Below are 24767 nucleotides of genomic sequence, written 5' to 3' on the forward strand. Positions count from 1 at the left end.
GACGCTGCTTGCGTCTTACCTGAAAGCAACAGTAGCCATCGCTAACGTCGTGTCGAGCATTCGGTTAGCAAAGCCCCATTCGTTATCGCACCAGACCAACGTTTTGATCAGGTGTGCGCCACTGACCCGGGTTTGGGTGCCATCGACAATGGCACTGTGCGGATCGTGGTTAAAATCTACAGAGACCAACGGTAATTCCGTATAGTCAACTATACCATGAAATGCACCTTGTGCCGCCTTTTGCAGCAACTGGTTGACTTCATTGGCTTTTACAGGTTTCTTCACCGTCACGCTTAAATCAATTGCCGTCACATTTATGGTTGGCACGCGTACCGCAATCGCTTCAAAACGATCGTTAAACTGCGGGAAAAAACGCGTGATACCAGCGGCCAGTTTTGTATCGACCGGAATAATCGACTGACTGGCTGCCCGGGTGCGACGCAGGTCAGGATGGTATGCATCAATAACCTGTTGATCGTGCATGGCGGAGTGAATTGTGGTCACAGTGCCGGACTCAATACCGTACGCATCATCTAACAATTTGATGACGGGAATTATGCAATTCGTAGTACAGGAAGCGTTAGAAACGATGCGGTGTTCCGCACGAAGTTGATCCTGATTGACGCCGTAAACAACGGTCGCGTCGAGATCGTTACTGCCAGGATGTGAAAAGAGCACTTTTTTGGCCCCGGCGGCAATATGCGCTTCGCCATGTTCGCGGGAGCCATATACGCCAGTGCAGTCGAGAACCACATCGACGCCAAGTTCACGCCAGGGAAGCGATTGCAGTGAACGTTCATGCAATACGCGGATGGCGTCATCACCAACAAAGAGTTGATCGCGTTCCTGACGTACTTCCCATGCAAAACGGCCATGGCTGGTGTCATATTTCAACAAATGCGCCATGCCCGCAGCATCCGCCAATTCGTTGATTGCCACCACGGTGATTTCCGCCCGGCGTCCGGATTCATACACAGCACGAACCACATTACGCCCGATGCGACCGAAGCCATTTATCGCTACGCGTACGGTCATAGGTCTCCTGCAAGGCTTTCTCTAAGCAAATTTGCCAGACAGAGTAGTCCAGCAAATCGTTCGGGAAAACCTTACCTGTCGCAAATCGCGACTGATTGGTTAATTGTCGAACATTTAATCGACTGAAACGCTTCAGCTAGGATAAGCGAAACGCGGAATAAAAGGAATGATTGTCCAGTCAAAGAAGACAATTATCTGACTTACGTCACGTTTTTCGCTCTGGTTCACCAGGAATTATTCCACCTGGCAGAATCACGAATAAGCGTAGCAAAATCTTTTCGTTGTGCCGTCATAAACCCTGACTTATATCAGAATATGACTGATGCAGCGTCGATATCATCCGCAATACGTCCGAGTTTCGGAGTACTTCAATGATGACATTGCCTCCCCCTTATTCTTCAACTGCACGCTTTTACGCGCTGCGCCTGCTTCCCGATCAGGAAGTTTTCTCTCAATTACGCGCCTTCGCACAGCAGCAACAGCTTCACGCTGCGTGGATTGCTGGTTGTACCGGCAGTCTGGCTGATGTTGCTTTGCGCTATGCCGGGCAAGAAAACACCACCCTTCTAAGCGGTAAGTTTGAAGTGATCGCACTGAACGGCACGCTGGAACAGACGGGCGAACATCTTCATCTCTGCGTTTCCGACCAACACGGCGCGATGCTTGGCGGTCATATGATGCCCGGCTGTACCGTGCGCACCACGCTTGAACTGGTGATCGGCTGCCTGGAAGAACTGGCATTTAGTCGCCAACCTTGTGCACTTTCTGGTTACGACGAGTTGCATATTTCCCCCGTTAACTAACTATTTTCAGAGAGGTTTTCTTATGGCGCTTCGCCACTTTTCCAGTCAGGCTCTGGTGCTGATCGTTATCTCTATCGCCATCAATATGATCGGCGGGCAACTGGCCAGCATGGTCAAACTACCTATTTTTCTCGACTCCATCGGCACGCTTATTAGCGCGGTACTGCTTGGGCCGGTGGTCGGTATGTTGACCGGCTTACTGACCAATTTACTTTGGGGATTATTGACCGACCCGATCGCCGCCGCTTTTGCCCCCGTAGCGATGATCATTGGTCTGGTCGCGGGCTGGCTGGCGCGGGTGGGTTGGTTTCGCACCCTACCGAAAGTCGTTGTCAGCGGCGTGATTATTACCCTGGCGGTCACAGTCGTTGCTGTACCGTTACGTACTGCGCTGTTCGGCGGCGTAACCGGTAGCGGAGCCGATTTGTTCGTTGCCTGGATGCACTCTATGGGGCAAAACCTGGTGGAATCGGTGGCGATTACGGTGATAGGCGCGAACCTGGTCGATAAAATTCTCACGGCGGTGATTGTCTGGCTTTTACTGCGACAACTGCCGATTCGCACTACGCGCCATTTTCCAACGATGGCAGCCGTGCGCTAAATGCATCCGTTTACCTCATTAACGCTGTGGGCGCTGGCGGCCTGCACCACGCTAATCCTGCCCGCGCAGACCATTTTGCCGGTCTATAGCGCGGCGACCTTTCTCTGCCTTATTGCGTTAAAAGCCACGCGGCGACGGGCAAAATATGTCGCCTGGCTGATGTTTTCGCTGGGGGTCGGGCTGTGGCTAGTGCACGGTGGCTGGCTGACAGAATGGATAAGCGGAACGCCGCGCAATCCTGAACGTTGGGCATTTGCTATTACGCTCTGGCTGCGCATTCTGGCTATTGTTTCCACTTCGCAGTTGTGGATGCAGTACGTACCCGTGCAATGTTTTATCCGCGCTTTGTTTGCTTCTCGCCTGCCGCCGGGCGTCGCTTATCTGTTTGCCGGACCGCTGCTGGTCGTTGAGCAGTTAAAACGACAATTAGCAATTATTCATGAAGCACAGCGTGCGCGTGGCGTGCCGCTGGATGAAGGCTGGTATCAGCGTTTACGTGCGATGCCGGCGTTAATTATTCCGCTAACACACAATGCGCTTAACGATCTGGCAATCCGTGGTGCGGCGCTGGATATGCGGGCATTTCGCTTACATAACCGGCGCACTACGCTATGGGCACCACCTGACAGTAAATTACAAAAAGTGTCTCGTTACACCATGATATTGCTGATACTGGCAGAACCCGGAGTGTGGCTATGGTTACGTTAGAACAGTTTCGCTATTGCCCGACGCACTCAACGCACTCTCCGTTCTGTTATGACTTTCACTATGACAAACCGGGGATGGTCGCCATCTTTGGGGACAACGGCAGCGGCAAAAGCACGCTGGCGCAGCTGATGGCGGGTTGGTATCCGGACTTCCTGCCGGGTGATATCGCTGGCATGGGAATGCTCCTCAATACGCCTATTGGGCAACTCTCACTAAACGAACAAGCCGCTACCATTCAACTCGTCCAGCAATCTCCCTATTTGCAGCTTTCTGGCTGTACCTTCAGCGTGGAAGAGGAAATTGCGTTTGGACCAGAAAATCTGTGTCTGGAAGAAGCCGAGGTTATGGCGCGCATTGACGCCGCCCTGACCCTGACCGAGTGCCAGCCGTTGCGCCATCGTCATCCAGCAACGCTCTCCGGCGGAGAGACCCAACGCGTGGTCATCGCCTGCGCTATCGCCATGCAACCAAAACTATTAATTCTTGATGAAGCCTTTAGCCGACTGACGTCGCAAGCCAGCGAAATGCTGTTGCAGCGTTTACAACACTGGGCGCTGGAATGTGATTCGCTGATTATTCTTTTTGAACGTCATCGCACACCTTTCCTGAACTATTGCCAGCAAGCGTGGCAACTGCAAAACGGAGTGCTCCGGTCATTATGTTAACGTTAAATCAGGTAACTTATCGCTGGCCAGGTGCGGCAACGGATTGTCTTTGCGACATTTCTCTGCAACTCAAACAAGGTGAATGGCTGGCGCTGACCGGCGACAACGGCGCGGGTAAATCGACACTGTTACGCATCATGGCGGGTCTTCTTCCCCCATCTTCCGGTACAGTAATATTGCAACAACAGGCATTACATACGCTTAAGAACCGCCAACGCGCGGCAAAGATTGGCGTGCTGTTTCAGGAAGTGGAAAACCAGCTGTTTCATAGCACCGTCGCTGAAGAGGTCGCGTTTGGCCTGAAATTACAAAAATACTCACCCGCAGACATCGCGAAACGCACCGAATACGCCCTGCAATGTTGTCAGTTAGCAGACGTTGCCAGCGCGCATCCATTGGATCTGCATAGCGCACAGCGAAGGATGGTCGCCGTCGCCAGTCTGGAAGCTCTCGCCCCGCCGCTGTTATTACTTGACGAACCGAGCCGGGATTTTGATGCCCAATGGCTGGCGGTATTTGAAAGCTGGCTGGAAAAGTGCCACCAGCGTGGTGCAAGCGTGGTGGCAATCAGCCATGACGCCGCGTTTACCCGGCGTCATTTTTCTCGCGTTGTGAGACTGGAAGGCGGTGTAGTGAGAGACATCAATCCGCCAGACGATATTCACCGCTAGCCGTCATCATTAAGGTCAAATTTGCCGGCAGACTCTGTTCCAGCACCCGGCGAACATTTGGGCCGTCGGTACGTTCATAAAAGGCTTCAGCGTCTGCCAGCGATAACCCTCCCGCCAGCTTGCGCCCCACCAGCCGTTCCCGTAACGCAGCTGCGGGCGCGTTGATAAAGATCGAGAAATCACAAAATTGCGCAAGCGTGCGCCACTTCTCGTCATCCAACAACAGCCAGTTTCCTTCTACGATAATGATCGGTGCAGTAACGTGTAACGCATCTTCTACGGGATCATGCTTTTGTCGATCGTACTGCGGCCACGTACAATCCCCTTCCACTGCCCGGCGCAGATTTTCCGCCAGTTTCGCCACGTCAAACGTCTGCGGTGCGCCTTTATAAGGGCGAAGCTGATGCTCATCCAGCCAGCCATTGTAATGGTGAAAACCATCCATCGGGAGCGTCTGAATAGCGGGTAATTCGGGATCTTGTTGTGCAAGATATTCCCAGAAGGTCGTTAGCGTAGATTTGCCCGTCCCCGGTGGAGCGCAAAGAAATACCACCGTGCGCCGCTGCGGATTTACCGCCTGCAAGGCGGCCAACATGCGCAGCAATGGTTTATGCACGTGTTTTATCTCTTCATCATGGTACTGCGCTTGCACGTTCAGCCCATTCACCGTTAATTCAATTTTCACGGCGTTAATTCCTTTAAGGTTGTCGTTACTGCCAGCGTCAACGCCGTTTTGACCATCCCGGTAAAACGCCCCTCTGACCAGACGGCGAAATCGGCGAACTTCATCGCCTTTAACGCATCATAGAGAGTCGCATTGCGGGTTATACTATTGACGTTGCTGATAAAATCCCAGGTTATGTCATCGGCAAATCCTGGGGGGGAATCCTGTTCGTTCAGGTAATGCCAGAACTGGGAAAAGTGCGTGATATCGGCGTACAGCCATTTATCCATTTTCCCCAGCGCATAAATCAAACGCAGCGCAACATCAATATCGTCAAGCGGGCCGCTTTGGGCGAGTAACGGCTTCACTGCATATTCCACGATCTCTTCATCGTTATCGATAAACAGCGACGGCAGAAACTGGCGTATTCCCTGGAGCAAAATGGTATGCGTAGTTTTCATAAATGAAAATAAATTGTCCTGTGCGTCCAGTTGCTCAAGCACATCATCTTCTGTCAGCGTCGCCATTCGTCTTCCGATAGATCACCATCAATGCAGGGAATCTATTATATTACACGTTTGGTCCGCGCCGCCGATCAGTAATGTCTGCGTCCGCACCCCATTCGCCGTCTGTTGTATACCGTTCACCAGCTCTCCGCCCGTGACGCCCGTGGCACTAAAGAGGATATTTTTTCCCCTCACCAGTTCGTCGAGTGAGTACACACGGTTAACGTCAACACCCATTTCCTTACTCCGCTTGCGCTCCTGCTCTGCAATTTGTCGATTTTCGGTGTAGTCACCTTTGGCCTGGCAAAAATCGATTAATTCCGCCTGCATATCCCCGCCTAATGCTTTAACAGCACAAGCAGAAATAACGCCTTCCGGCGCGCCGCCGATGGTGTACATCACGTCGTAAGGATTATCCTGCCAGCAGGTCAGCACGCTGGCGGCGACATCGCCATCCGGCAGAGCAAAAACCTTCACGCCAAGCTGCGTCGCTTCCTCAATCGCGGCACTCAGGCGCGGTTTATCCAGCGTAACCATACGTAACCGATCCAGTGGTTTACCTAACGCTTTCGCTACGTTGCGCAAGTTTTCTGTAAGGGGCAAAGACAGATCGATTGCCCCGGCAGCCAGTCGATTAACGACCAGTTTTTTCATATACATATCGGGCGCGTGTAACAGGCTGTCTCGTGGGGCGAAAGCCATGACCGCCAGCGCATTGCTCTGCCCCATCGCCACCATCCGGGTGCCTTCAATCGGGTCAACCGCGATATCGACTTCTGGCCCATCGCCTTTGCCCACCTCTTCGCCAATCCACAGCATCGGCGCATGGTCAATTTCCCCCTCGCCGATAACCACTCGCCCACGAAAAGCGACATCGTTTAATGCCTGGCGCATCGCTGTGACCGCCAGGCCATCAATTTTATTTTTGTCGCCACATCCGGTTTGCGGCCAGGCAGCCAACGCTGCCTGCTCCGTAACGCGAAATAATGGCCACGCCAGGGACATCATTGCGCGGCCTCCCCGATATCAACGCCAAATTGCGCCAGCAGATATTTCTCGGCCTGCTCATTCCAGATACCGTGCGTTTCCTCAACCAGCCGCGCCAGCTCTTTAAACAGCGGATCTGTTTTGCCTTTTTCGGCAAAATCGCTAATGGCGGTGAGCGGCATGGTGACGCCGTTGTAGATGAGTTTTTTACCGCCGGGGATATCCGGCAGATTGAGCACGGTTTCTGGCACCGCATCCAGCCCACCGATATGGGTAACCATAAACGACGGCTGCAACTGCCCCGTGGCGCTTAGCGCAATCGCCTCTTTCATATCGTCCGTTGAACCGCCGGATGTACCGACGACGTGGATACTGTTGTAATGGACGTTGTAGAAATTAAATGGCACTTTGAAGTTTTTATCCGTTGGCCCGGCAAAGAAGTTCAGGCAGCCATCTTCCGCCAGTAATTCGTCAGCCATCTCAACGACAGCAGGCACCGCCGCATAGACAAACACGTCATCGAACCCGGCATCTCCTGTCAGCGTCCGTAGCGTCTGGACTGGATCGCTCATCCCTTTGGTATTCACATACACCAGCTCAATGCCCTTGCTTGCAGCCAGTTCCACCGGCAACAACTTCTGCACCTGCGCCAGGCGTTTTTCGTCGATATCGACCACCACTACCCGCGACGGTTGTACGCCGCCGTTAATGGCGTAATCTATAGCGCCAATTCCCATCGGGCCAGCACACGCCAGCAGCGCAATATTGCCACCAGGTTTGACGCCCATGCGATGCTCATAAACATATTGTGTGGTGTGATAATTGGCATGATAAGCGCCAATAATGCAGCACATCGGCTCCGCCAGCGACGCCGCTGCAAAATAAGAACCGTGATACGGTAATACACAGCCCAGGTTAATGGCGATTTCGGGAATAATCATATAGGTGGCATTACCGCCGAAATATTCGTAGCTGTATCCGGCTGAATATCCACTGGGTAATCCCATTGCCGGTTGCAGTACAAAACGTTGGCCTTTTTTATATTTGTCGGTGAGATTTTTACCCACTTCGACAATAACCCCGGCACATTCATGCCCGGTAATGACCGGATGATTTTCTAAATCGTCAGGCACCCGTTTATGTTCGCTACCGAGTAACGCCGCTTTCCAGGTCGATAAACAAACGCTGTCAGAAATTACACTCACTAACAGTTCATTATCGGTAATTTCTGGCAGTTCAAATTCGCGCAGACGGACATCCCGCTTGCCATAAATAGCAGCAACTTTGGTTTTCATTTTTACCTCTGTAATCAGTGTTTATGTTCGGCGGTTAATTGATTAAATAAAGTGTCGAGCTTTGGATCACCAATATAGTTATTAATCAATATCAGCGGTTTATCCGTCACACGTTTCACGCGTCCTTCCAGACTGGCGTGTGTGACCACAATATCGGCATCCGCAGGCACGTTTTCTATCGCGTAATGTTTTACTTCTATTGCCAGCCCCGCTTTTTCCAGGCGCTTACGGAAGGTGGTTGCGCCCATCGCGCTGGAGCCCATCCCCGCATCGCAAACAAAGGCAATGCGTTTCACACGGCTTAACGAAAATGCGCCTTCCTGCTTCATTGCTTTAACCGCATTGGCTGACTCGGTGAACTCATCTTCACTCTCAGTCTCCACCGTTTTTTCCATCTTCAGAATCAGAGAAGTGATGACAAAGGAGACCAGGGTGCCGACCGTAACACCGGCAATTGTCGCAAGGAACGAGCCTTTCGGCGTCAGTGCCAGGTACGCAAAGATAGACCCCGGACTTGGGCCTGCAACTAAACCGCCATCCAGTAAGTTAAACATCCAGGTGCCAGACATACCGCCCGCAATCATGGCAATAATGGTCAGTGGCTTCATCAGCACATACGGGAAATACAGTTCGTGGATGCCGCCAAGAAAGTGAATAATCATCGCACCTGGCGCAGAACGTTTACTCATTCCTTTACCAAACAGACTAAACGCCAGCAGCAACCCCAACCCAGGCCCCGGATTCGACGCCACCATAAAGAAGATGGATTTGCCGTTAACCGAAGCCTGTTGCATACCCAACGGGTAATAAACACCCTGATCGATCGCGTTATTGAGGAAAAGCACTTTCGCAGGTTCATTGATAACAGACAGCAGAGGCAGATAGCCCGCATGTACCAGCGCCTCAATACACTCTTTGACGAAAGTATTGGCTATTAACACCGCTGGACCGATAACTTCAAAACCTAACAGGCAGAGAGCCATACCGGCGATACCTAATGAGAAGTTATTGATAACCATCTCAAAACCAGCGGGGATGCGTTTTTCCAGTGCCTTATCGACATATTTAATCATCAGGCCGCCAAGCGGTCCCATAATCATCGAACCCAGGAACATGGGGATCTCAGCACCAACAATTACGCCAATCGTCCCTATGCCCCCCATCACCGCACCGCGTTTACCGCCGACAAGGTGGCCACCGGTAGAACCAATCATCACCGGTAATAAATAGGTAATCATTGGGCCGACAATTTTGGCGAAATGTTCATTCGGCAGCCAGCCGGTAGGAATAAATAATGCAGTAATAAAACCCCAGGCAATAAAAGCTCCGATATTGGGAATGACCATAGCGGTCAAAAAGCCCCCAAAAGCCTGAACCTTTGCACGAGCAGACTTGTTTTCCATAATATTATCCTGTAGAGGAGAGAGTCATTATTCGCGGCTGATAATGTCCGCTAATTGTTTTTCTGATGATGCTGTTAAGAGTTGTTCAAGTATTTCTTCTTCGCACAGTAATTCACTTAACGCCTGAATAGCGCCAATGTGCGAATCGGCATCGGCAGCAGAAAGCCCGATGAGTAATTTAATCGGTTCGTCATTCCCGGAAAAATAAACACCTTGTTTAAGTAACGTCAAAGACATCCCGGTTTTGAGCGCCCCACATTCCGGTCGCGCATGAGGCATTGCCACGCCTGGTGCGAGAATATAATAAGGGCCATTGCTAATGGTGGAATCTTTAATAGCCTGAATGTAATTCTCGCTGATATAGTCTTTTGTTAATAATGATGCCATCGAAAAATCAATAGCCTCCTGCCAGTCTTTAGCTGCATGTATCACTGAGATTGATGATTCTGGAAAATAATCAATAAGCCGCATAAATTATCCCTATTTTTAGAGTACCGACTGTCGGTGAAAATAAAATACGCGCGCAAAAAATTGAAAGCAATTGGGCTAAAAAGGCGAAACACCAGAAGAGGGAAAACAAACAAGCCATAAATAACAACAGGTTGCGATTAGTAATTATAAAGTCAACTTTCTGTTTGTGAGTTGAATTGCAAATAAGACAAATTTATGATTATTGTGTTTGTGATCATGCTCACCATTTATAGCTTGAAAGTACGAAAACAGATAAAATTAAATCTTACAGCCCCTTCTTTATAGATTCTTAATATTCGGGGTTGACTGTTATCCTCACATCAGAGGGGGCATATTCCTTGCTTTGCTCAATTCTGACGCTTATGAGAAGTCGATTGAAGATCGAATGAAAGCGGAAGTCGCCATTGCCACACGTAAGCAAAATCTGGAAACGGAGAAAATCCAGGCGCAAATTGCGGTAACTCAGGCTCAGGCAGAAGCAGACAGCAGCTAAAGCGGAGACTATTGCGTAAGAGGTGCGGCTAAAGCCGAAGCTATCCACCTGCACGGTGAGGCTCTGCGGGACAATCCGGGTCTTGTTGCCCTTACCACTGCTGAGCGTTGGGATGGCAAATTACCCGATACCATGATCCCCGGTAGTACTGTTCCGTTTATCTCAACCAAGTAAAAAGAGCCGCGTTTGCGGCTCTTGAAACTGATGGCAAGGGCTAAACTGCCTGATGCGCTACGCTTATCAGCCTACACAGTTCCTGCAATTTATTGAATTTGCATGATTTCGTAGGCCGGATAAGGCGTTCACGCCGCATCCGGCATGTACAACGCGCACTTTGCCAACAATATGAAGGGCCGCTTTCGCGGCCCTTCTCACAAAGCATCTTACCGATTACAGCAACGCTTTTGCTTTCGCAACAACGTTTTCAACGGTGAAGCCGAACTCTTCAAACAGTTGCTCTGCCGGTGCAGACTCACCGAAGGTGGTCATGCCGACGATAGCACCGTTCAGGCCAACATACTTGTACCAGTAGTCAGCAATGCCCGCTTCCACAGCTACGCGTGCAGTAACCGCTTTCGGCAGTACGGATTCACGGTAAGCCGCATCCTGCTTGTCGAATGCGTCGGTAGAAGGCATGGAAACCACGCGCGCTTTTACGCCTTCAGCAGTCAGTTTTTCGTAGGCAGCGACAGCCAGCTCAACTTCAGAACCGGTAGCGATGAAGATCAGTTCCGGCTGACCGGCACAGTCTTTCAGCACATAACCACCGCGCGCGATGTTTGCCAGCTGCTCTTCAGTACGTTCCTGCTGCGCCAGGTTCTGACGGGAGAGGATCAGCGCGGTCGGGCCGTCCTGACGCTCAACGCCGTATTTCCACGCTACAGCGGATTCAACCTGGTCACACGGACGCCATGTAGACATGTTCGGGGTCACGCGCAGAGAAGCCACCTGCTCAACCGGCTGGTGAGTCGGGCCATCTTCGCCCAGACCGATGGAGTCGTGGGTGTAAACCATCACCTGACGCTGTTTCATCAGCGCAGCCATACGTACCGCATTACGTGCGTATTCTACGAACATCAGGAAGGTGGATGTGTACGGCAGGAAGCCACCATGCAGAGAGATACCGTTAGCAATCGCGGTCATACCGAACTCGCGAACACCGTAGTGGATGTAGTTACCGGCAGCATCTTCGTTGATTGCTTTAGAACCAGACCACAGGGTCAGGTTAGACGGAGCCAGGTCAGCGGAGCCGCCGAGGAATTCCGGCAACAGCGGACCAAACGCTTCGATAGCATTCTGAGACGCTTTACGGCTGGCGATTTTCGCCGGATTAGCCTGCAACTTCGCGATGAACTCTTTCGCTTTCGCGTCGAAGTCAGACGGCATTTCGCCTTTCATACGACGGGTAAATTCAGCGGCTTCCTGCGGATAAGCTTTCGCATAAGCAGCGAATTTCTCGTTCCATGCAGATTCTTTCGCCTGGCCTGCTTCTTTCGCATCCCACTGAGCATAGATTTCAGACGGGATTTCGAACGGTGCATATTTCCAGCCCAGCTGTTCGCGGGTCAACGCGATTTCAGCGTCGCCCAGCGGCGCACCGTGGGAATCGTGCGTACCAGCTTTGTTCGGCGAACCGAAACCGATGATGGTTTTGCACATCAGCAGGGACGGTTTGTCAGTCACTGCGCGCGCTTCTTCTACTGCGCGTTTGATAGATGCTGCGTCATGACCATCGATGTCGCGAATGACGTGCCAGCCATAGGCTTCGAAACGCATTGCAGTGTCGTCGGTGAACCAGCCTTCAACGTGACCATCGATAGAGATACCGTTGTCATCGTAGAACGCAATCAGTTTGCCCAGCTTCAGCGTGCCCGCCAGAGAGCAAACTTCGTGGGAGATGCCTTCCATCATGCAGCCATCGCCCATGAAGGCGTAGGTGTAGTGGTCGACAATGTCGTGGCCCGGACGGTTAAACTGCGCCGCCAGCGTTTTTTCTGCAATCGCCATACCGACTGCGTTCGCAATACCCTGCCCCAGCGGACCAGTGGTGGTTTCTACACCTGCGGTGTAGCCCACTTCCGGGTGGCCCGGAGTTTTAGAGTGCAGCTGACGGAAGTTTTTCAGTTCTTCCATCGGCAGATCGTAACCCGTGAGGTGCAGCAGGCTGTAGATCAGCATGGAGCCGTGGCCGTTGGACAGCACGAAGCGGTCACGGTCAGCCCAGGACGGATTCTGCGGGTTGTGTTTCAGGAAATCACGCCACAGGACTTCGGCAATGTCAGCCATACCCATCGGGGCGCCCGGGTGACCGGATTTGGCTTTCTGTACTGCGTCCATGCTCAGCGCACGAATAGCATTGGCAAGCTCTTTACGTGAGGACATTTTGACTCCAGATCGGATGATGAAGGGCACGCCCTTAACGACTTGACGACAGCGCGTTTTGGGCTACGCCGGAAAATTTGCCAACAATTTACCGCAAGCCGCGCGTCATGTACATGGAACATCCTTTTGCCGCTTCAGAAATCTCTGGATCATGCTCGCATGTTGCGCAATCTGCTCGCCCGTCCGCTGCGCTTTTCCTTATACTGAGACTGAGCGTCGATTCACCTGCAAACGGCGCATTTTTAGAATAATCCTGACCTTGTGCGGAAGAGAAAACATGAAAATTCGCGCCTTATTGGTAGCAATGAGCGTGGCAACGGTACTGACCGGTTGCCAGAATATGGACTCCAGTGGACTGCTCTCATCAGGAGCGGAAGCTTTTCAGGCTTACAGTTTGAGTGATGCGCAGGTGAAAGCCCTGAGCGATCAGGCCTGTCAGGAGATGGACAGCAAGGCGACGATTGCGCCAGCCAATAGCGAATATGCTAAGCGACTGACCACCATTGCTAACGCGCTAGGCGACAATATCAACGGTCAGCCGGTGAACTACAAAGTATATATGGCGAAGGATGTGAATGCCTTTGCAATGGCTAACGGCTGTATCCGCGTTTATAGCGGCCTGATGGATATGATGACCGATAACGAAGTCGAGGCGGTGATCGGTCACGAAATGGGGCACGTGGCGTTAGGCCATGTGAAGAAAGGGATGCAGGTGGCACTTGGTACAAATGCCGTGCGAGTAGCTGCGGCCTCTGCGGGCGGGATTGTCGGCAGTTTATCACAATCACAACTCGGTGATCTGGGCGAGAAATTAGTCAATTCGCAATTCTCCCAGCGCCAGGAAGCAGAAGCCGATGATTATTCTTACGATCTTCTGCGCCAACGCGGCATCAGCCCGGCAGGTCTTGCCACCAGCTTTGAAAAACTGGCGAAACTGGAAGAAGGCCGCCAAAGTTCAATGTTTGACGACCATCCGGCATCCGCCGAACGCGCCCAGCATATTCGCGATCGTATGAGCGCGGATGGGGTTAAGTAAGGTTCGGGGGTGCCTAACGTAGGTCAGATAAGGCGTTCACGCCGCATCTGACATGAATGGCACATGTATTACCCCGTGCGCATTGCCGGATGCGATGCTGACGCATCTTATCCGGCCTACGGGTGATGAGCGTAAGCAGGATAAGGTGCTTACTCGCCCTTTTTCGCCGCCTGAATATAGAGCATCTCCAGCGCCAGCGTTGCCGCAGCCAGCGCGGTGATTTCCGACTGATCGTATGCCGGAGCCACTTCCACTACGTCCATCCCAACGATGTTGAGATCTTTCAGGCCGCGTACCAGTTTAATGGCGCGATCGGAGGTCAGGCCGCCAATCACTGGCGTACCGGTTCCTGGCGCGAATGCTGGATCAAGACAGTCGATATCAAAAGTCAGATAAACCGGCATATCACCCACAATCTGTTTCACCTGGGCGATAACATCATCCACGCTGCGATCGTTCACCTGGCAGGCGTCCAGCACGGTAAAGCCGTTGTCTTTATCAAACTCGGTACGAATACCAATTTGCACGGAATGATTCGGGTCAATCAGACCTTCTTTCGGCGCGGTATAGAACATCGTGCCGTGGTCAAATTCACAACCGTTAGCGTAGGTATCGGTGTGGGCGTCAAAGTGTACCAGCGCCATTTTGCCGAAATGTTTCGCATGAGCGCGCAGCAGTGGCAGCGTGACAAAGTGGTCACCACCGAAGGAGAGCATACGTTTACCGGCAGCCAGCAGTTTCTCTGCGTGCGCCTGCAATTTCTCGCTCATCTCACGAGCATCGCCGAAGGCATATACCAGATCGCCGCAGTCCACGACGTTCAGGCGCTCACGCATGTCGAAATTCCACGGGAAACGGTTGTGTTCCCAGGCCAGGTTAGTTGATACCTGACGGATAGCCGCCGGACCGTGACGACCACCCGCACGACCAGAAGTGGCCATATCGAACGGCACGCCGGTAATCACCCAGTCAGCATCGCTGTCATACGGCTGGAAGTTCATCGGCAGGCGTAAAAAACCAAAGGCGTTGGAAACCAGTGAGTTATCGTATTGATGCCCTAAGGTGCTCATGGATGGACTCCTCTTACAAAGTCGATATAAAAAAACCCTTCCGCGTCGTTAGGCCCGACGAGGAAGGGTTGGATTTGCGAAACACAAGTTTGCGCTAATTATCGCCTTAAATGGGCGAGGCATCAAGCGAGGTTGCTATTTACGACACGGTGGCGGCGCATAGCCATTGTTGTCAGCCGGAAAGGCTTGTCCAGAGCACGGCGGCAGCGCGCTTTTCGCCGAGCCTTGCAATTCAAAGGCGGCAAAGCCGATCACCCCGGTATTACGCACATCGCCTTGCGCCGAATTGGCGGCGTAGGAATCTGCAACATTGGCGAACTGAAAAGCCGCTTCGGTATGTTTATCTTTGCGGAATCCTTTAATCGCTAACGAATCACCAGCGTTCACAATATAGCCATTGTTATTCAACGAACCTTGTTTACCATTCAGAACATCCAGGCCATCAACCGTAGCAACGATCTCGTAGTTAGTGTTCCGGCTGTAGTTACGGACATATAATTGATAATTCATCCCCACTCTGGCATGAACAATATATCGCGGTTCATTATTTGATGAATCATAAACTCGCGTAATAGGTAAAGAATTAAAATTCGCATCACGAATAGCATATTCCAGTTCGTTAATCCGAATGCTATAAACACGGTCGTAGCCGGAAGGAATATTTGTCGAATAATTAATAACGATCATCTCTGCCGGATCGCGCCAGGCGCGTTCAGCAGATACACCCTGAACCGTTGAGTGCACATCTCCCCCCCAGGCAGTGCCGACATTGCCCGATGCACTGCTATTATACTGCGCATTACTTGCGCAACCTGCCAGCAGCACGACTAATGCCACCAACGCGCTACGTACTTTCCATTTTTTCATAACCGTTCCCTCTATTTAATTAATACAGCGATTGTAGGGAGATTATTTAATAAGAAAAGCAGCCAAATTATTTTTAAGAATATATAAAAAGAAAGCGAGCCGATTTACGTAAATAAATCGACCCGCCAGCGGAATAATCTTAATTATTCATCTTCAAGATAGGTATAACCGTACAAACCTGCCTCGAACTCTTCCAGGAACTGTTGTTGCAGCTCAGCATCCAGATCGGTTTTCTTCACTTGATCACGGAACTGGGTTAACAGCGTTTTCGGATCGAGCTGTACATATTGCAACATGTCCGCAACGGTATCGCCTTCATCAGACAGCTCCACTTCTACGCTGCCGTCAGGGAAGACGAACACATCAACCGCTTCGGTATCACCGAACAGGTTGTGCATGTTGCCGAGGATCTCCTGATAGGCACCGACCATGAAGAAACCGAGCATCGGCGGATTCTCCGGATCGTACTCCGGCATAGGCATTGTCGTGGCAATACCGTCACCATCGATATAGTGGTCGATAGCACCGTCAGAGTCACAGGTGATATCCAGCAGCACAGCGCGACGTTCCGGCACTTGATCCAACCCTTCAAGCGGCAGAACCGGGAACAACTGGTCGATCCCCCAGGCATCCGGCATTGACTGGAACAGCGAGAAGTTGACGTACATTTTGTCCGCCATACGTTCCTGCAATTCGTCGATAATCGGACGATGAGCGCGGTTTTGCGGATCCAGCTGCTTCTGCACTTCATGGCACATGCTCAGATAGAGCTGTTCCGCCCATGCACGTTCTTGCAGGCTAAAGGTGCCGGAAGAGTATCCGATATGAATATCGTGCAGATCCATCTGGCTGTCATGCAGCCACTCACGCAGAGAACGGCGAGTCCCCGGTTCGTGCATTTCCTGCCAGGTTTCCCACATGCTTTGCAGTGCGCGCGGCGCATCTTCTGCGGGCGCGGTCGGCACCGTGTATTCATTACGTTCCACGCCGATGATATTAGACACCAGCACGGTGTGATGCGCAGTCACCGCACGACCCGATTCGGTGATCACCGTCGGATGCGGCAGGCCGTTTTCCTCACAAGCATCGCCAATCGCCCAAATGATGTTGTTGGCGTATTCATTGAGGCCATAGTTCACCGAACAATCGGACTGTGAACGGGTGCCTTCATAGTCCACGCCCAGGCCGCCGCCGACGTCAAAGCACTGAATATTGACGCCCAGCTTGTGCAACTCAACGTAGAAACGCGCGGATTCCCGAACGCCGGTGGCGATATCGCGAATATTCGCCATCTGCGAACCGAGGTGGAAGTGCAGCAGTTGCAGGCTGTCGAGACGTCCGGCTTCACGCAGCGTTTCAACCAGTTGCAGTACCTGGGTTGCAGCCAGACCGAACTTCGATTTTTCCCCGCCAGAAGACTGCCATTTGCCAGAACCTTGTGAGGCCAGACGCGCACGCACACCCAGACGCGGAACAACGTTCAGGCGTTCAGCTTCATCCAGCACAATGGCGATTTCCGACATCTTCTCAATAACCAGATAGACCTTATGGCCCATCTTCTCGCCAATCAGCGCCAGGCGGATATATTCGCGGTCTTTATAACCGTTACAGACGATGACGCTACGGGTCATGCCCGCATGAGCCAGCACCGCCATCAACTCGGCTTTGGAACCTGCTTCCAGTCCCAGCGGCTCACCAGAATGAATCAGAGATTCAATCACGCGGCGATGCTGGTTAACTTTAATCGGATAAACGAGGAAGTAGTCACCGTTATAACCGTAGGATTCCCGCGCACGTTTAAACGCAGCATTAATGGAACGCAAACGGTGCTGGAGGATCTGCGGGAAGCAGAACAGTGCTGGCAGGCGCTGCCCCTGCGCTTCGCGGGTTTTCACCAACTGCGCGAGATCGACGCGAGCTTCCGGGACGTCCGGGTCCGGGCACACGCTGATGTGACCCAGCTCGTTAACGTCATAGTAGTTATTGCCCCACCAGGCAATATTGTAAGTACGCAGCATCTTGCTGGCTTCCTGGGAGCTCATTGCAACCTCCTGCATGGAGCGTAGTACACCGTGTTCGCCCGCTGACGAAGGCAAACTCATAGACATGTCGTCAGACATAGCGAACCTCAAATTATTTTATTAAGTGTAAAACAGTTAACCACTATCGCAGCCTGAAACTGCGATAACAACCCATAAGCACACGGATTTTCCAGCAGCGTATGCTGACGCTCCGACTGCGCAACCGGTTTCTTTTTCATAACATTATTAAACACATAACCGAACGTAAGTGTGACAGTTCGGCGAAACCACGAGAAAACTCTTGTTTTTTACAAGAGCGCCCTTGTTCAGTCTTCAGTAACTGTTGCCAGCTCTTGAATCCTGAGAAGCGCCGAGATGGGTATAACATCGGCAGGTATGCAATGCAGAGATGCAGAATGCGGGGAACGAATCTACACCAGAACGGTGCGACAGATTAAGCAGCAGACAACGATTCATTATTTCGTATCACCTCCACGGCCGCCTGCGAAGACGAACCAACAAGCTAAAACACTGATTTCAACCCGGCTGGAAGTGGCAACACGAAAGAAACGTCGTGTGCTTTTTATTTAAGCCGCGCGCCGCGTTTTATACCCCACAATGGCAGAAAATTGCAAAAGATAAATGCGCAGAATGCCAGCATTGTCAGGAAAAATTTCCAGCTACGTTTTTAGCAGAATGAGACACGATTCAAAAAAAAGTGGAAATTGGGTGAAGAAGTGACCTAAAATAGCCGTCCAGATGTTAATCCATCCATACTGATTAACACTCAGACTGCCAGTGTTTTTAATCTGCAGAGTCGTGGTAGGATCCGCTACCACAGAAAATCCACACAACAGTTTGAGCTAACTAAATTCTCTTTTGGTGATATTAAATATGGCAAAACACCTTTTTACGTCCGAGTCCGTCTCTGAAGGGCATCCTGACAAAATTGCTGACCAAATCTCTGATGCTGTTTTAGATGCGATCCTCGAACAGGATCCGAAAGCACGCGTTGCTTGCGAAACCTACGTAAAAACCGGCATGGTCTTAGTTGGCGGTGAAATCACCACCAGCGCCTGGGTAGACATCGAAGAGATCACCCGTAACACCGTTCGCGAAATTGGCTATGTGCATTCCGACATGGGCTTTGACGCTAACTCCTGTGCGGTTCTGAGCGCCATCGGCAAACAGTCTCCTGACATCAACCAGGGTGTTGACCGTGCCGATCCGCTGGAACAGGGCGCGGGTGACCAGGGTCTGATGTTTGGTTACGCAACCAATGAAACCGACGTGCTGATGCCAGCACCAATCACCTATGCACACCGTCTGGTACAGCGTCAGGCTGAAGTGCGTAAAAACGGCACTCTGCCGTGGCTGCGCCCGGACGCGAAAAGCCAGGTTACTTTCCAGTATGACGACGGCAAAATCGTCGGCATCGATGCTGTAGTGCTTTCCACCCAGCATTCTGAAGAGATCGACCAGAAATCCCTGCAAGAAGCGGTGATGGAAGAGATCATCAAGCCGATTCTGCCCGCTGAATGGCTGACTTCCGCAACCAAATTCTTCATCAACCCGACCGGACGTTTTGTTATCGGCGGCCCGATGGGTGACTGCGGTCTGACTGGTCGCAAAATCATCGTCGATACTTACGGCGGCATGGCACGTCACGGTGGCGGCGCATTCTCTGGTAAAGATCCATCAAAAGTGGACCGCTCCGCAGCCTACGCGGCACGTTATGTAGCGAAAAACATCGTTGCTGCAGGTCTGGCCGATCGTTGTGAAATTCAGGTTTCCTACGCGATCGGCGTGGCAGAACCGACCTCCATCATGGTCGAAACTTTCGGTACTGAGAAAGTACCTTCTGAACAGCTGACCTTGCTGGTACGTGAGTTCTTCGACCTGCGCCCATACGGTCTGATTCAGATGCTGGATCTGCTGCACCCGATCTACAAAGAAACCGCAGCATACGGTCACTTTGGTCGCGAACATTTCCCATGGGAAAAAACCGACAAAGCGCAACTGCTGCGCGATGCAGCCGGTCTGAAATAATCTTTTATCCCTGCTTTCAAAGGCCAGCCTCGTGCTGGCCTTTTTCTTTTCTAAAAAAATGCCCGATGCACTACGCTTATCAGTCCTACAAACTCCAAACGTAGTTATTCACGCCGCATCCGGCAAAAAGCCGCCCACACGATAGCAACTTTCCATTGCTGAACACGTTTACCCGCAAATTATCACCATTACTGAAACCGATTACACCAACCACGAAGAGCAAACATTCACAGTATTTTCATCTTGTGATTCATTTTTCATAACTGTTACATTTCTTTTCAGCAAAGTCTTAATTGCAGATAACTATGTTTAATCTATGATGATATAAATCAATTGTTTTCATGCACTTAAATTATAACTACTATAAATGCCAGTGTAAGCGATTACACTGATGTGATTTGCTTCACATCTTTTTACGTCGTACTCACCTATCTTAATTCACAATAAAAAATAACATATTGGAGGGCATCATGCCTGACGCTAAAAAACAGGGGCGGTCAAACAAGGCAATGACGTTTTTCGTCTGCTTCCTTGCCGCTCTGGCAGGATTACTCTTTGGCCTGGATATCGGTGTAATTGCTGGCGCACTGCCGTTTATTGCAGATGAATTCCAGATTACCTCGCACACGCAAGAATGGGTCGTAAGCTCCATGATGTTTGGTGCGGCAGTCGGTGCGGTAGGCAGTGGCTGGCTCTCTTTTAAACTCGGGCGCAAAAAGAGTCTGATGATCGGCGCAATCCTGTTTGTTGCCGGTTCGCTGTTTTCTGCGGCTGCGCCGAACGTTGAAGTATTGATTCTTTCCCGCGTTCTGCTGGGGCTGGCGGTGGGTGTTGCCTCTTATACCGCGCCGCTTTACCTCTCTGAAATTGCACCGGAAAAAATTCGCGGCAGTATGATCTCGATGTATCAGCTGATGATTACCATCGGCATCCTCGGTGCTTATCTTTCTGATACCGCCTTCAGCTACACTGGCGCATGGCGCTGGATGCTGGGTGTGATTATCATCCCGGCAATTCTGCTGCTGATTGGTGTCTTCTTCCTGCCAGACAGCCCACGTTGGTTTGCCGCCAAACGTCGCTTTGTTGATGCCGAACGCGTGCTGCTGCGCCTGCGCGACACCAGCGCGGAAGCGAAACGCGAACTGGATGAAATCCGTGAAAGTTTGCAGGTTAAACAGAGTGGTTGGGCGCTGTTTAAAGAGAACAGCAACTTCCGTCGTGCGGTGTTCCTTGGCGTACTGTTGCAGGTGATGCAGCAATTCACCGGGATGAACGTCATCATGTATTACGCGCCGAAAATCTTCGAACTGGCAGGTTATACCAACACCACCGAGCAAATGTGGGGGACGGTGATCGTCGGCCTGACCAACGTACTCGCCACCTTTATCGCTATCGGCCTTGTTGACCGCTGGGGACGTAAACCAACGCTGACGCTGGGTTTCCTCGTCATGGCTGCGGGCATGGGCGTACTCGGCACAATGATGCATATCGGTATTCACTCACCGTCGGCGCAGTATTTCGCTATCGCCATGTTGCTGATGTTTATTGTCGGTTTTGCGATGAGCGCCGGTCCGCTGATTTGGGTACTGTGCTCCGAAATTCAGCCGCTGAAAGGCCGCGATTTTGGCATCACCTGCTCCACCGCCACCAACTGGATTGCCAACATGATCGTCGGCGCAACGTTCCTGACCATGCTCAACACGCTAGGCAACGCCAACACCTTCTGGGTGTATGCGGCTCTGAACGTGCTGTTTATCCTGCTGACGCTGTGGCTGGTGCCGGAAACCAAACACGTTTCGCTGGAACATATTGAACGTAATCTGATGAAAGGTCGTAAACTGCGCGAAATCGGCGCTCACGATTAATCTCCTCAGGCTTCCTCCCGTCGCGGAGGAAGCCGCCTCTTGCAGTCATCTTTTCTTCGCTTTATCCTCAGCCGCTATGAAAACTTCCCGTCTCCCTATCGCCATCCAACAGGCCGTTATGCGTCGCCTGCGGGAAAAACTCGCCCAGGCCAACCTGAAGCTGGGGCGTAATTACCCGGAGCCAAAAATTTCGTACACCCAGCGTGGTACATCCGCCGGAACAGCATGGCTGGACAGCTATGAAATTCGCCTCAATCCGGTTTTGCTGATGGAAAACAGCGAGGCTTTTATAGAAGAAGTCGTACCGCACGAGCTGGCGCATTTACTGGTCTGGAAACACTTCGGTCGCGTGGCGCCGCATGGAAAAGAGTGGAAGTGGATGATGGAAAACGTGCTGGGCGTTCCCGCCCGCCGCACGCATCAGTTTGAGCTACAATCCGTGCGCCGCAACACCTTCCCTTACCGCTGTAAATGCCAGGAGCATCAGCTTACCGTACGCCGCCATAATCGCGTGGTGCGTGGAGAGGCCGTCTATCGCTGCGTTCACTGCGGTGAACAACTGGTTGCCCAATAACCAGTAGAACTATCAGGAATTTTACTGATCTGGCTGATTGCATACCAAAACAACTTTCGCTACGTTGCTCGCTCGTTTTAACACGGAGTAAGTGATGTACCGTAATTTGTCTGTGGCTGCGGTGGTACTGAGCGCAGCATTTTCCGGCCCTGCATTGGCCGAAGGCATCAATAGTTTTTCCCAGGCGAAAAATGCGGCGGTAAAAGTCTATGCTGACGTGCCGGGAACATTTTACTGCGGATGTAAAATCAACTGGCAGGGTAAAAAAGGCATCGTGGATCTGGAGTCGTGCGGATACCAGGTGCGCAAAAATGAAAACCGCGCTAGCCGCGTAGAGTGGGAACATGTGGTTCCTGCCTGGCAGTTCGGCCACCAGCGTCAGTGCTGGCAGGAAGGCGGTCGTAAAAACTGCGCCAAAGATCCGGTTTATCGCCAAATGGAAAGCGATATGCATAACCTTCAGCCCGCAATAGGCGAAGTGAACGGCGATCGCGGCAATTTTATGTATAGTCAGTGGAACGGCGGCGAAGGGCAGTACGGGCAGTGCGCCATGAAGGTGGATTTCAAAGAAAAAGTGGCTGAACCGCCAGCTCATGCCCGTGGCTCCATTGCGCGGATTTACTTCTACATGCGCGACCAGTACAACCTGACACTCTCACGCCAACAAACGCAGCTTTTTAACGCCTGGAACAAGATGTATCCGGTGACCGATTGGGAGTGCGAGCGCGACGAACGTATTGCGAAGATGCAAGGCAATCATAACCCGTATGTGCAACGCGCTTGCCAGGCGCGAAAGAGCTAACCTACACTAGCGGGATTCTTTTTGTTAACCCCTACCCCACGCGGACAACCGCGTGGGGAGACGACGCGGATTTTTAACCATGCGTATCCCCCGCATTTATCATCCAGAACCACTTATCAGCAACTCTCACATTGCGCTTTGCGAAGATGCAGCCAACCATATCGGACGTGTGCTGCGTATGGGACCTGGACAGGCGTTGCAATTGTTTGACGGCAGCAACCAGGTCTTTGATGCAGAGATTACCAGCGCCAGCAAAAAAAGCGTGGAAGTAAAAGTGCTGGAAGGTCAGCTCGACGATCGTGAATCCCCGTTGCATATTCATCTCGGTCAGGTGATGTCGCGCGGTGAAAAAATGGAATTTACTATCCAGAAATCGATCGAACTTGGAGTAAGCCTCATTACGCCACTTTTTTCTGAACGCTGCGGCGTTAAACTGGATAGCGAACGTCTGAACAAGAAGCTCCAGCAGTGGCAGAAAATTGCGATTGCCGCCTGCGAGCAGTGTGGTCGTAATCGGGTGCCAGAAATCCGTCCGGCGATGGATCTGGAAGCCTGGTGTGCAGAGCAAGATGAAGGCTTGAAACTCAATCTTCACCCGCGCGCCAGTAACAGCATCAACACGTTGCCGTTGCCGGTCGAACGCATCCGCCTGCTGATTGGCCCGGAAGGCGGTTTGTCGGCAGATGAAATTGCCATGACTGCCCGCTATCAATTTACTGATATCCTGTTGGGACCTCGCGTTTTGCGTACAGAGACAACTGCGCTCACCGCCATAACTGCGCTACAAGTACGTTTTGGCGATCTGGGCTAACGGAGAAGAATAATGATCAAGCTCGGCATCGTGATGGACCCCATCGCAAGCATCAACATCAAGAAAGATTCCAGCTTCGCTATGTTGCTGGAAGCACAACGTCGTGGTTACGAACTTCACTATATGGAGATGGCCGATCTCTATTTGATTAACGGTGAAGCCCGTGCTCATACGCGTACTCTGAGCGTTGAACAAAACTACGATCAATGGTACGAGTTTACAGGAGAGCAGGATCTGCCACTGGCCGATCTCGACGTGATCCTGATGCGTAAAGATCCGCCGTTTGATACCGAGTTTATCTACGCCACTTATATTCTGGAACGTGCCGAAGAGAAAGGTACGCTGATCGTTAACAAGCCGCAGAGCCTGCGCGACTGTAACGAAAAACTGTTTACCGCCTGGTTCTCTGACTTAACACCGGAAACGCTGGTCACGCGCAATAAAGCACAGTTGAAAGCGTTCTGGGAAAAACACACCGACATTATCCTTAAGCCGCTGGACGGTATGGGCGGCGCGTCTATTTTCCGGGTGAAAGAAGGCGATCCGAACCTCGGCGTAATAGCCGAAACCCTGACCGAACACGGCACGCGCTACTGCATGGCGCAGAATTATCTGCCTGCCATTAAAGATGGCGACAAGCGCGTGCTGGTCGTCGATGGCGAGCCGGTGCCGTACTGTCTGGCACGTATTCCACAAGGTGGCGAAACCCGTGGCAATCTGGCTGCCGGTGGTCGTGGCGAACCTCGTCCGCTAACTGAAAGTGACTGGAAAATCGCACGCCAGGTCGGGCCGACGCTGAAAGAAAAAGGGCTTATCTTTGTTGGCCTGGATATTATCGGCGACCGTCTGACTGAAATTAACGTCACCAGCCCAACCTGTATTCGTGAGATTGAAGCAGAGTTTCCGGTCTCGATCACCGGAATGTTAATGGATGCCATCGAAGCACGTTTACAGCAGCAATAACCCAGTTTAACGAGAGGGATCTCGT

The 24767-nt window shown here is 51.7% G+C and carries 25 protein-coding genes and 2 pseudogenes; 13 read left to right on the forward strand and 14 right to left on the reverse strand.

Going from position 1 to position 24767, the window contains the following annotated elements; translation table 11 throughout:
* Positions 1 to 15: 15 nt before the first annotated feature.
* Positions 16 to 1035, reverse strand: coding sequence for an erythrose-4-phosphate dehydrogenase (epd, locus tag A7589_RS16815; protein ID WP_000218494.1), 1020 nt, complete (start codon positions 1033 to 1035; stop codon positions 16 to 18).
* A gap of 371 nt (positions 1036 to 1406) precedes the next feature.
* Between epd and A7589_RS16825 the strand changes: the two genes are divergently transcribed.
* The 5 genes from A7589_RS16825 to A7589_RS16845 are packed head-to-tail and all read left to right on the forward strand — an operon-like array spanning position 1407 to position 4483.
* Positions 1407 to 1838, forward strand: coding sequence for a PPC domain-containing DNA-binding protein (locus tag A7589_RS16825; RefSeq protein ID WP_000988686.1), 432 nt, complete (start codon positions 1407 to 1409; stop codon positions 1836 to 1838).
* 22 nt (positions 1839 to 1860) lie between these two features.
* A complete protein-coding gene (locus tag A7589_RS16830; protein ID WP_105282866.1) occupies positions 1861 to 2439 on the forward strand; it encodes an ECF transporter S component in 579 nt (192 codons plus the stop codon).
* The gene (locus A7589_RS16835; RefSeq protein ID WP_000553237.1) at positions 2440 to 3147 is read left to right on the forward strand and encodes an energy-coupling factor transporter transmembrane component T; all 708 of its coding nucleotides are present in this window, start codon (positions 2440 to 2442) and stop codon (positions 3145 to 3147) included.
* A complete protein-coding gene (locus tag A7589_RS16840; protein ID WP_000256983.1) occupies positions 3135 to 3812 on the forward strand; it encodes an ABC transporter ATP-binding protein in 678 nt (225 codons plus the stop codon). The genes A7589_RS16835 and A7589_RS16840 overlap by 13 nt, the downstream gene beginning before the upstream one ends.
* Positions 3806 to 4483, forward strand: coding sequence for an ABC transporter ATP-binding protein (locus tag A7589_RS16845; RefSeq protein WP_010358665.1), 678 nt, complete (start codon positions 3806 to 3808; stop codon positions 4481 to 4483). The genes A7589_RS16840 and A7589_RS16845 overlap by 7 nt, the downstream gene beginning before the upstream one ends.
* On the opposite strand, the gene A7589_RS16850 is transcribed toward A7589_RS16845, so the two are convergent.
* From A7589_RS16850 to cmtB, 6 genes are read right to left on the reverse strand one after another with little or no spacing between them, the layout of a single operon-like run.
* Positions 4455 to 5168 (reverse strand): nucleoside/nucleotide kinase family protein, encoded by a 714-nt coding sequence (locus A7589_RS16850; RefSeq protein WP_105282864.1) that lies wholly within the window; start codon positions 5166 to 5168, stop codon positions 4455 to 4457. The genes A7589_RS16845 and A7589_RS16850 overlap by 29 nt on opposite strands.
* The gene (gene fumE / locus A7589_RS16855) at positions 5165 to 5674 is read right to left on the reverse strand and encodes a fumarase E (RefSeq protein WP_000224150.1); all 510 of its coding nucleotides are present in this window, start codon (positions 5672 to 5674) and stop codon (positions 5165 to 5167) included. Before fumE ends, A7589_RS16850 begins: the two co-directional genes overlap by 4 nt.
* Positions 5675 to 5695: 21 nt before the next feature.
* The gene (glpX, locus tag A7589_RS16860) at positions 5696 to 6661 is read right to left on the reverse strand and encodes a class II fructose-bisphosphatase (protein ID WP_000987284.1); all 966 of its coding nucleotides are present in this window, start codon (positions 6659 to 6661) and stop codon (positions 5696 to 5698) included.
* A complete protein-coding gene (locus A7589_RS16865) occupies positions 6658 to 7935 on the reverse strand; it encodes a zinc-binding dehydrogenase (protein ID WP_108188930.1) in 1278 nt (425 codons plus the stop codon). The genes glpX and A7589_RS16865 overlap by 4 nt, the downstream gene beginning before the upstream one ends.
* A gap of 14 nt (positions 7936 to 7949) precedes the next feature.
* Positions 7950 to 9338, reverse strand: a complete 1389-nt coding sequence (gene cmtA / locus A7589_RS16870) for a PTS mannitol transporter subunit IICB (protein ID WP_000428776.1) — start codon at positions 9336 to 9338, stop codon at positions 7950 to 7952.
* Positions 9339 to 9365: 27 nt separating this feature from the next.
* Entirely contained in the window at positions 9366 to 9809 is a 444-nt protein-coding gene (cmtB, locus tag A7589_RS16875; RefSeq protein ID WP_001236692.1) for a PTS mannitol transporter subunit IIA, read from the reverse strand.
* Between the two features lie 352 nt (positions 9810 to 10161).
* Between cmtB and A7589_RS16880 the strand changes: the two are divergent.
* Positions 10162 to 10476 (forward strand): annotated as a pseudogene (locus A7589_RS16880) (SPFH domain-containing protein); the annotation flags it as partial.
* Between the two features lie 216 nt (positions 10477 to 10692).
* Here the strand turns inward: A7589_RS16880 and tkt are convergent.
* Positions 10693 to 12684 carry a transketolase gene (gene tkt / locus A7589_RS16885; protein WP_000098617.1) on the reverse strand — a complete coding sequence of 664 codons (1992 nt, stop codon included), beginning with the start codon at positions 12682 to 12684 and terminating at the stop codon, positions 10693 to 10695.
* 277 nt (positions 12685 to 12961) lie between these two features.
* Here tkt and loiP point away from each other — a divergent pair, with 277 nt between their 5' ends.
* Positions 12962 to 13720, forward strand: coding sequence for a metalloprotease LoiP (gene loiP / locus A7589_RS16890; protein ID WP_010350362.1), 759 nt, complete (start codon positions 12962 to 12964; stop codon positions 13718 to 13720).
* Positions 13721 to 13869: 149 nt separating this feature from the next.
* Here loiP and speB read toward each other — a convergent pair whose 3' ends face one another.
* The 6 genes and pseudogenes from speB to A7589_RS23530 all read right to left on the reverse strand — a co-directional run bounded on the left by speB (position 13870) and on the right by A7589_RS23530 (position 18517).
* Positions 13870 to 14790, reverse strand: a complete 921-nt coding sequence (speB, locus tag A7589_RS16895; protein WP_000105566.1) for an agmatinase — start codon at positions 14788 to 14790, stop codon at positions 13870 to 13872.
* Positions 14791 to 14925: 135 nt separating this feature from the next.
* Positions 14926 to 15657 (reverse strand): hypothetical protein, encoded by a 732-nt coding sequence (locus A7589_RS16900; RefSeq protein WP_105282889.1) that lies wholly within the window; start codon positions 15655 to 15657, stop codon positions 14926 to 14928.
* 143 nt (positions 15658 to 15800) lie between these two features.
* On the reverse strand, positions 15801 to 17777 hold the full coding sequence (gene speA, locus A7589_RS16905) for a biosynthetic arginine decarboxylase (RefSeq protein WP_010347927.1): 1977 nt from the start codon (positions 17775 to 17777) through the stop codon (positions 15801 to 15803).
* 8 nt (positions 17778 to 17785) lie between these two features.
* Positions 17786 to 17917: an acid stress response protein YqgB gene (yqgB, locus tag A7589_RS16910; RefSeq protein ID WP_001338822.1), complete on the reverse strand. Its 132-nt coding sequence runs from the start codon at positions 17915 to 17917 to the stop codon at positions 17786 to 17788.
* 94 nt (positions 17918 to 18011) lie between these two features.
* Positions 18012 to 18155, reverse strand: a complete 144-nt coding sequence (gene yqgG, locus A7589_RS23525; RefSeq protein ID WP_272941840.1) for a small protein YqgG — start codon at positions 18153 to 18155, stop codon at positions 18012 to 18014.
* A gap of 110 nt (positions 18156 to 18265) precedes the next feature.
* Positions 18266 to 18517 (reverse strand): annotated as a pseudogene (locus A7589_RS23530) (hypothetical protein).
* A gap of 55 nt (positions 18518 to 18572) precedes the next feature.
* On the opposite strand from A7589_RS23530, the gene metK reads away from it, so the two are divergent.
* The 6 genes from metK (at position 18573) to gshB (ending at position 24742) form a co-directional block, all read left to right on the forward strand.
* Positions 18573 to 19727, forward strand: coding sequence for a methionine adenosyltransferase (metK, locus tag A7589_RS16925; RefSeq protein WP_001062128.1), 1155 nt, complete (start codon positions 18573 to 18575; stop codon positions 19725 to 19727).
* A gap of 470 nt (positions 19728 to 20197) precedes the next feature.
* Positions 20198 to 21592, forward strand: a complete 1395-nt coding sequence (gene galP, locus A7589_RS16930) for a galactose/proton symporter (protein WP_001112301.1) — start codon at positions 20198 to 20200, stop codon at positions 21590 to 21592.
* Positions 21593 to 21668: 76 nt separating this feature from the next.
* Positions 21669 to 22166, forward strand: coding sequence for a SprT family zinc-dependent metalloprotease (locus tag A7589_RS16935; protein ID WP_000858392.1), 498 nt, complete (start codon positions 21669 to 21671; stop codon positions 22164 to 22166).
* Between the two features lie 94 nt (positions 22167 to 22260).
* Entirely contained in the window at positions 22261 to 22968 is a 708-nt protein-coding gene (gene endA / locus A7589_RS16940) for a deoxyribonuclease I (RefSeq protein ID WP_000286194.1), read from the forward strand.
* 79 nt (positions 22969 to 23047) lie between these two features.
* Positions 23048 to 23779 carry a 16S rRNA (uracil(1498)-N(3))-methyltransferase gene (gene rsmE, locus A7589_RS16945; RefSeq protein WP_010354526.1) on the forward strand — a complete coding sequence of 244 codons (732 nt, stop codon included), beginning with the start codon at positions 23048 to 23050 and terminating at the stop codon, positions 23777 to 23779.
* A 12-nt stretch (positions 23780 to 23791) separates the two neighbouring features.
* A complete protein-coding gene (gene gshB, locus A7589_RS16950; protein ID WP_000593296.1) occupies positions 23792 to 24742 on the forward strand; it encodes a glutathione synthase in 951 nt (316 codons plus the stop codon).
* The last annotated feature ends 25 nt before the right edge of the window (positions 24743 to 24767 follow it).

Source organism: Escherichia sp. MOD1-EC6475 (assembly GCF_003046645.1).
GTDB classification, from domain to species: Bacteria; Pseudomonadota; Gammaproteobacteria; order Enterobacterales; family Enterobacteriaceae; genus Escherichia; species Escherichia ruysiae.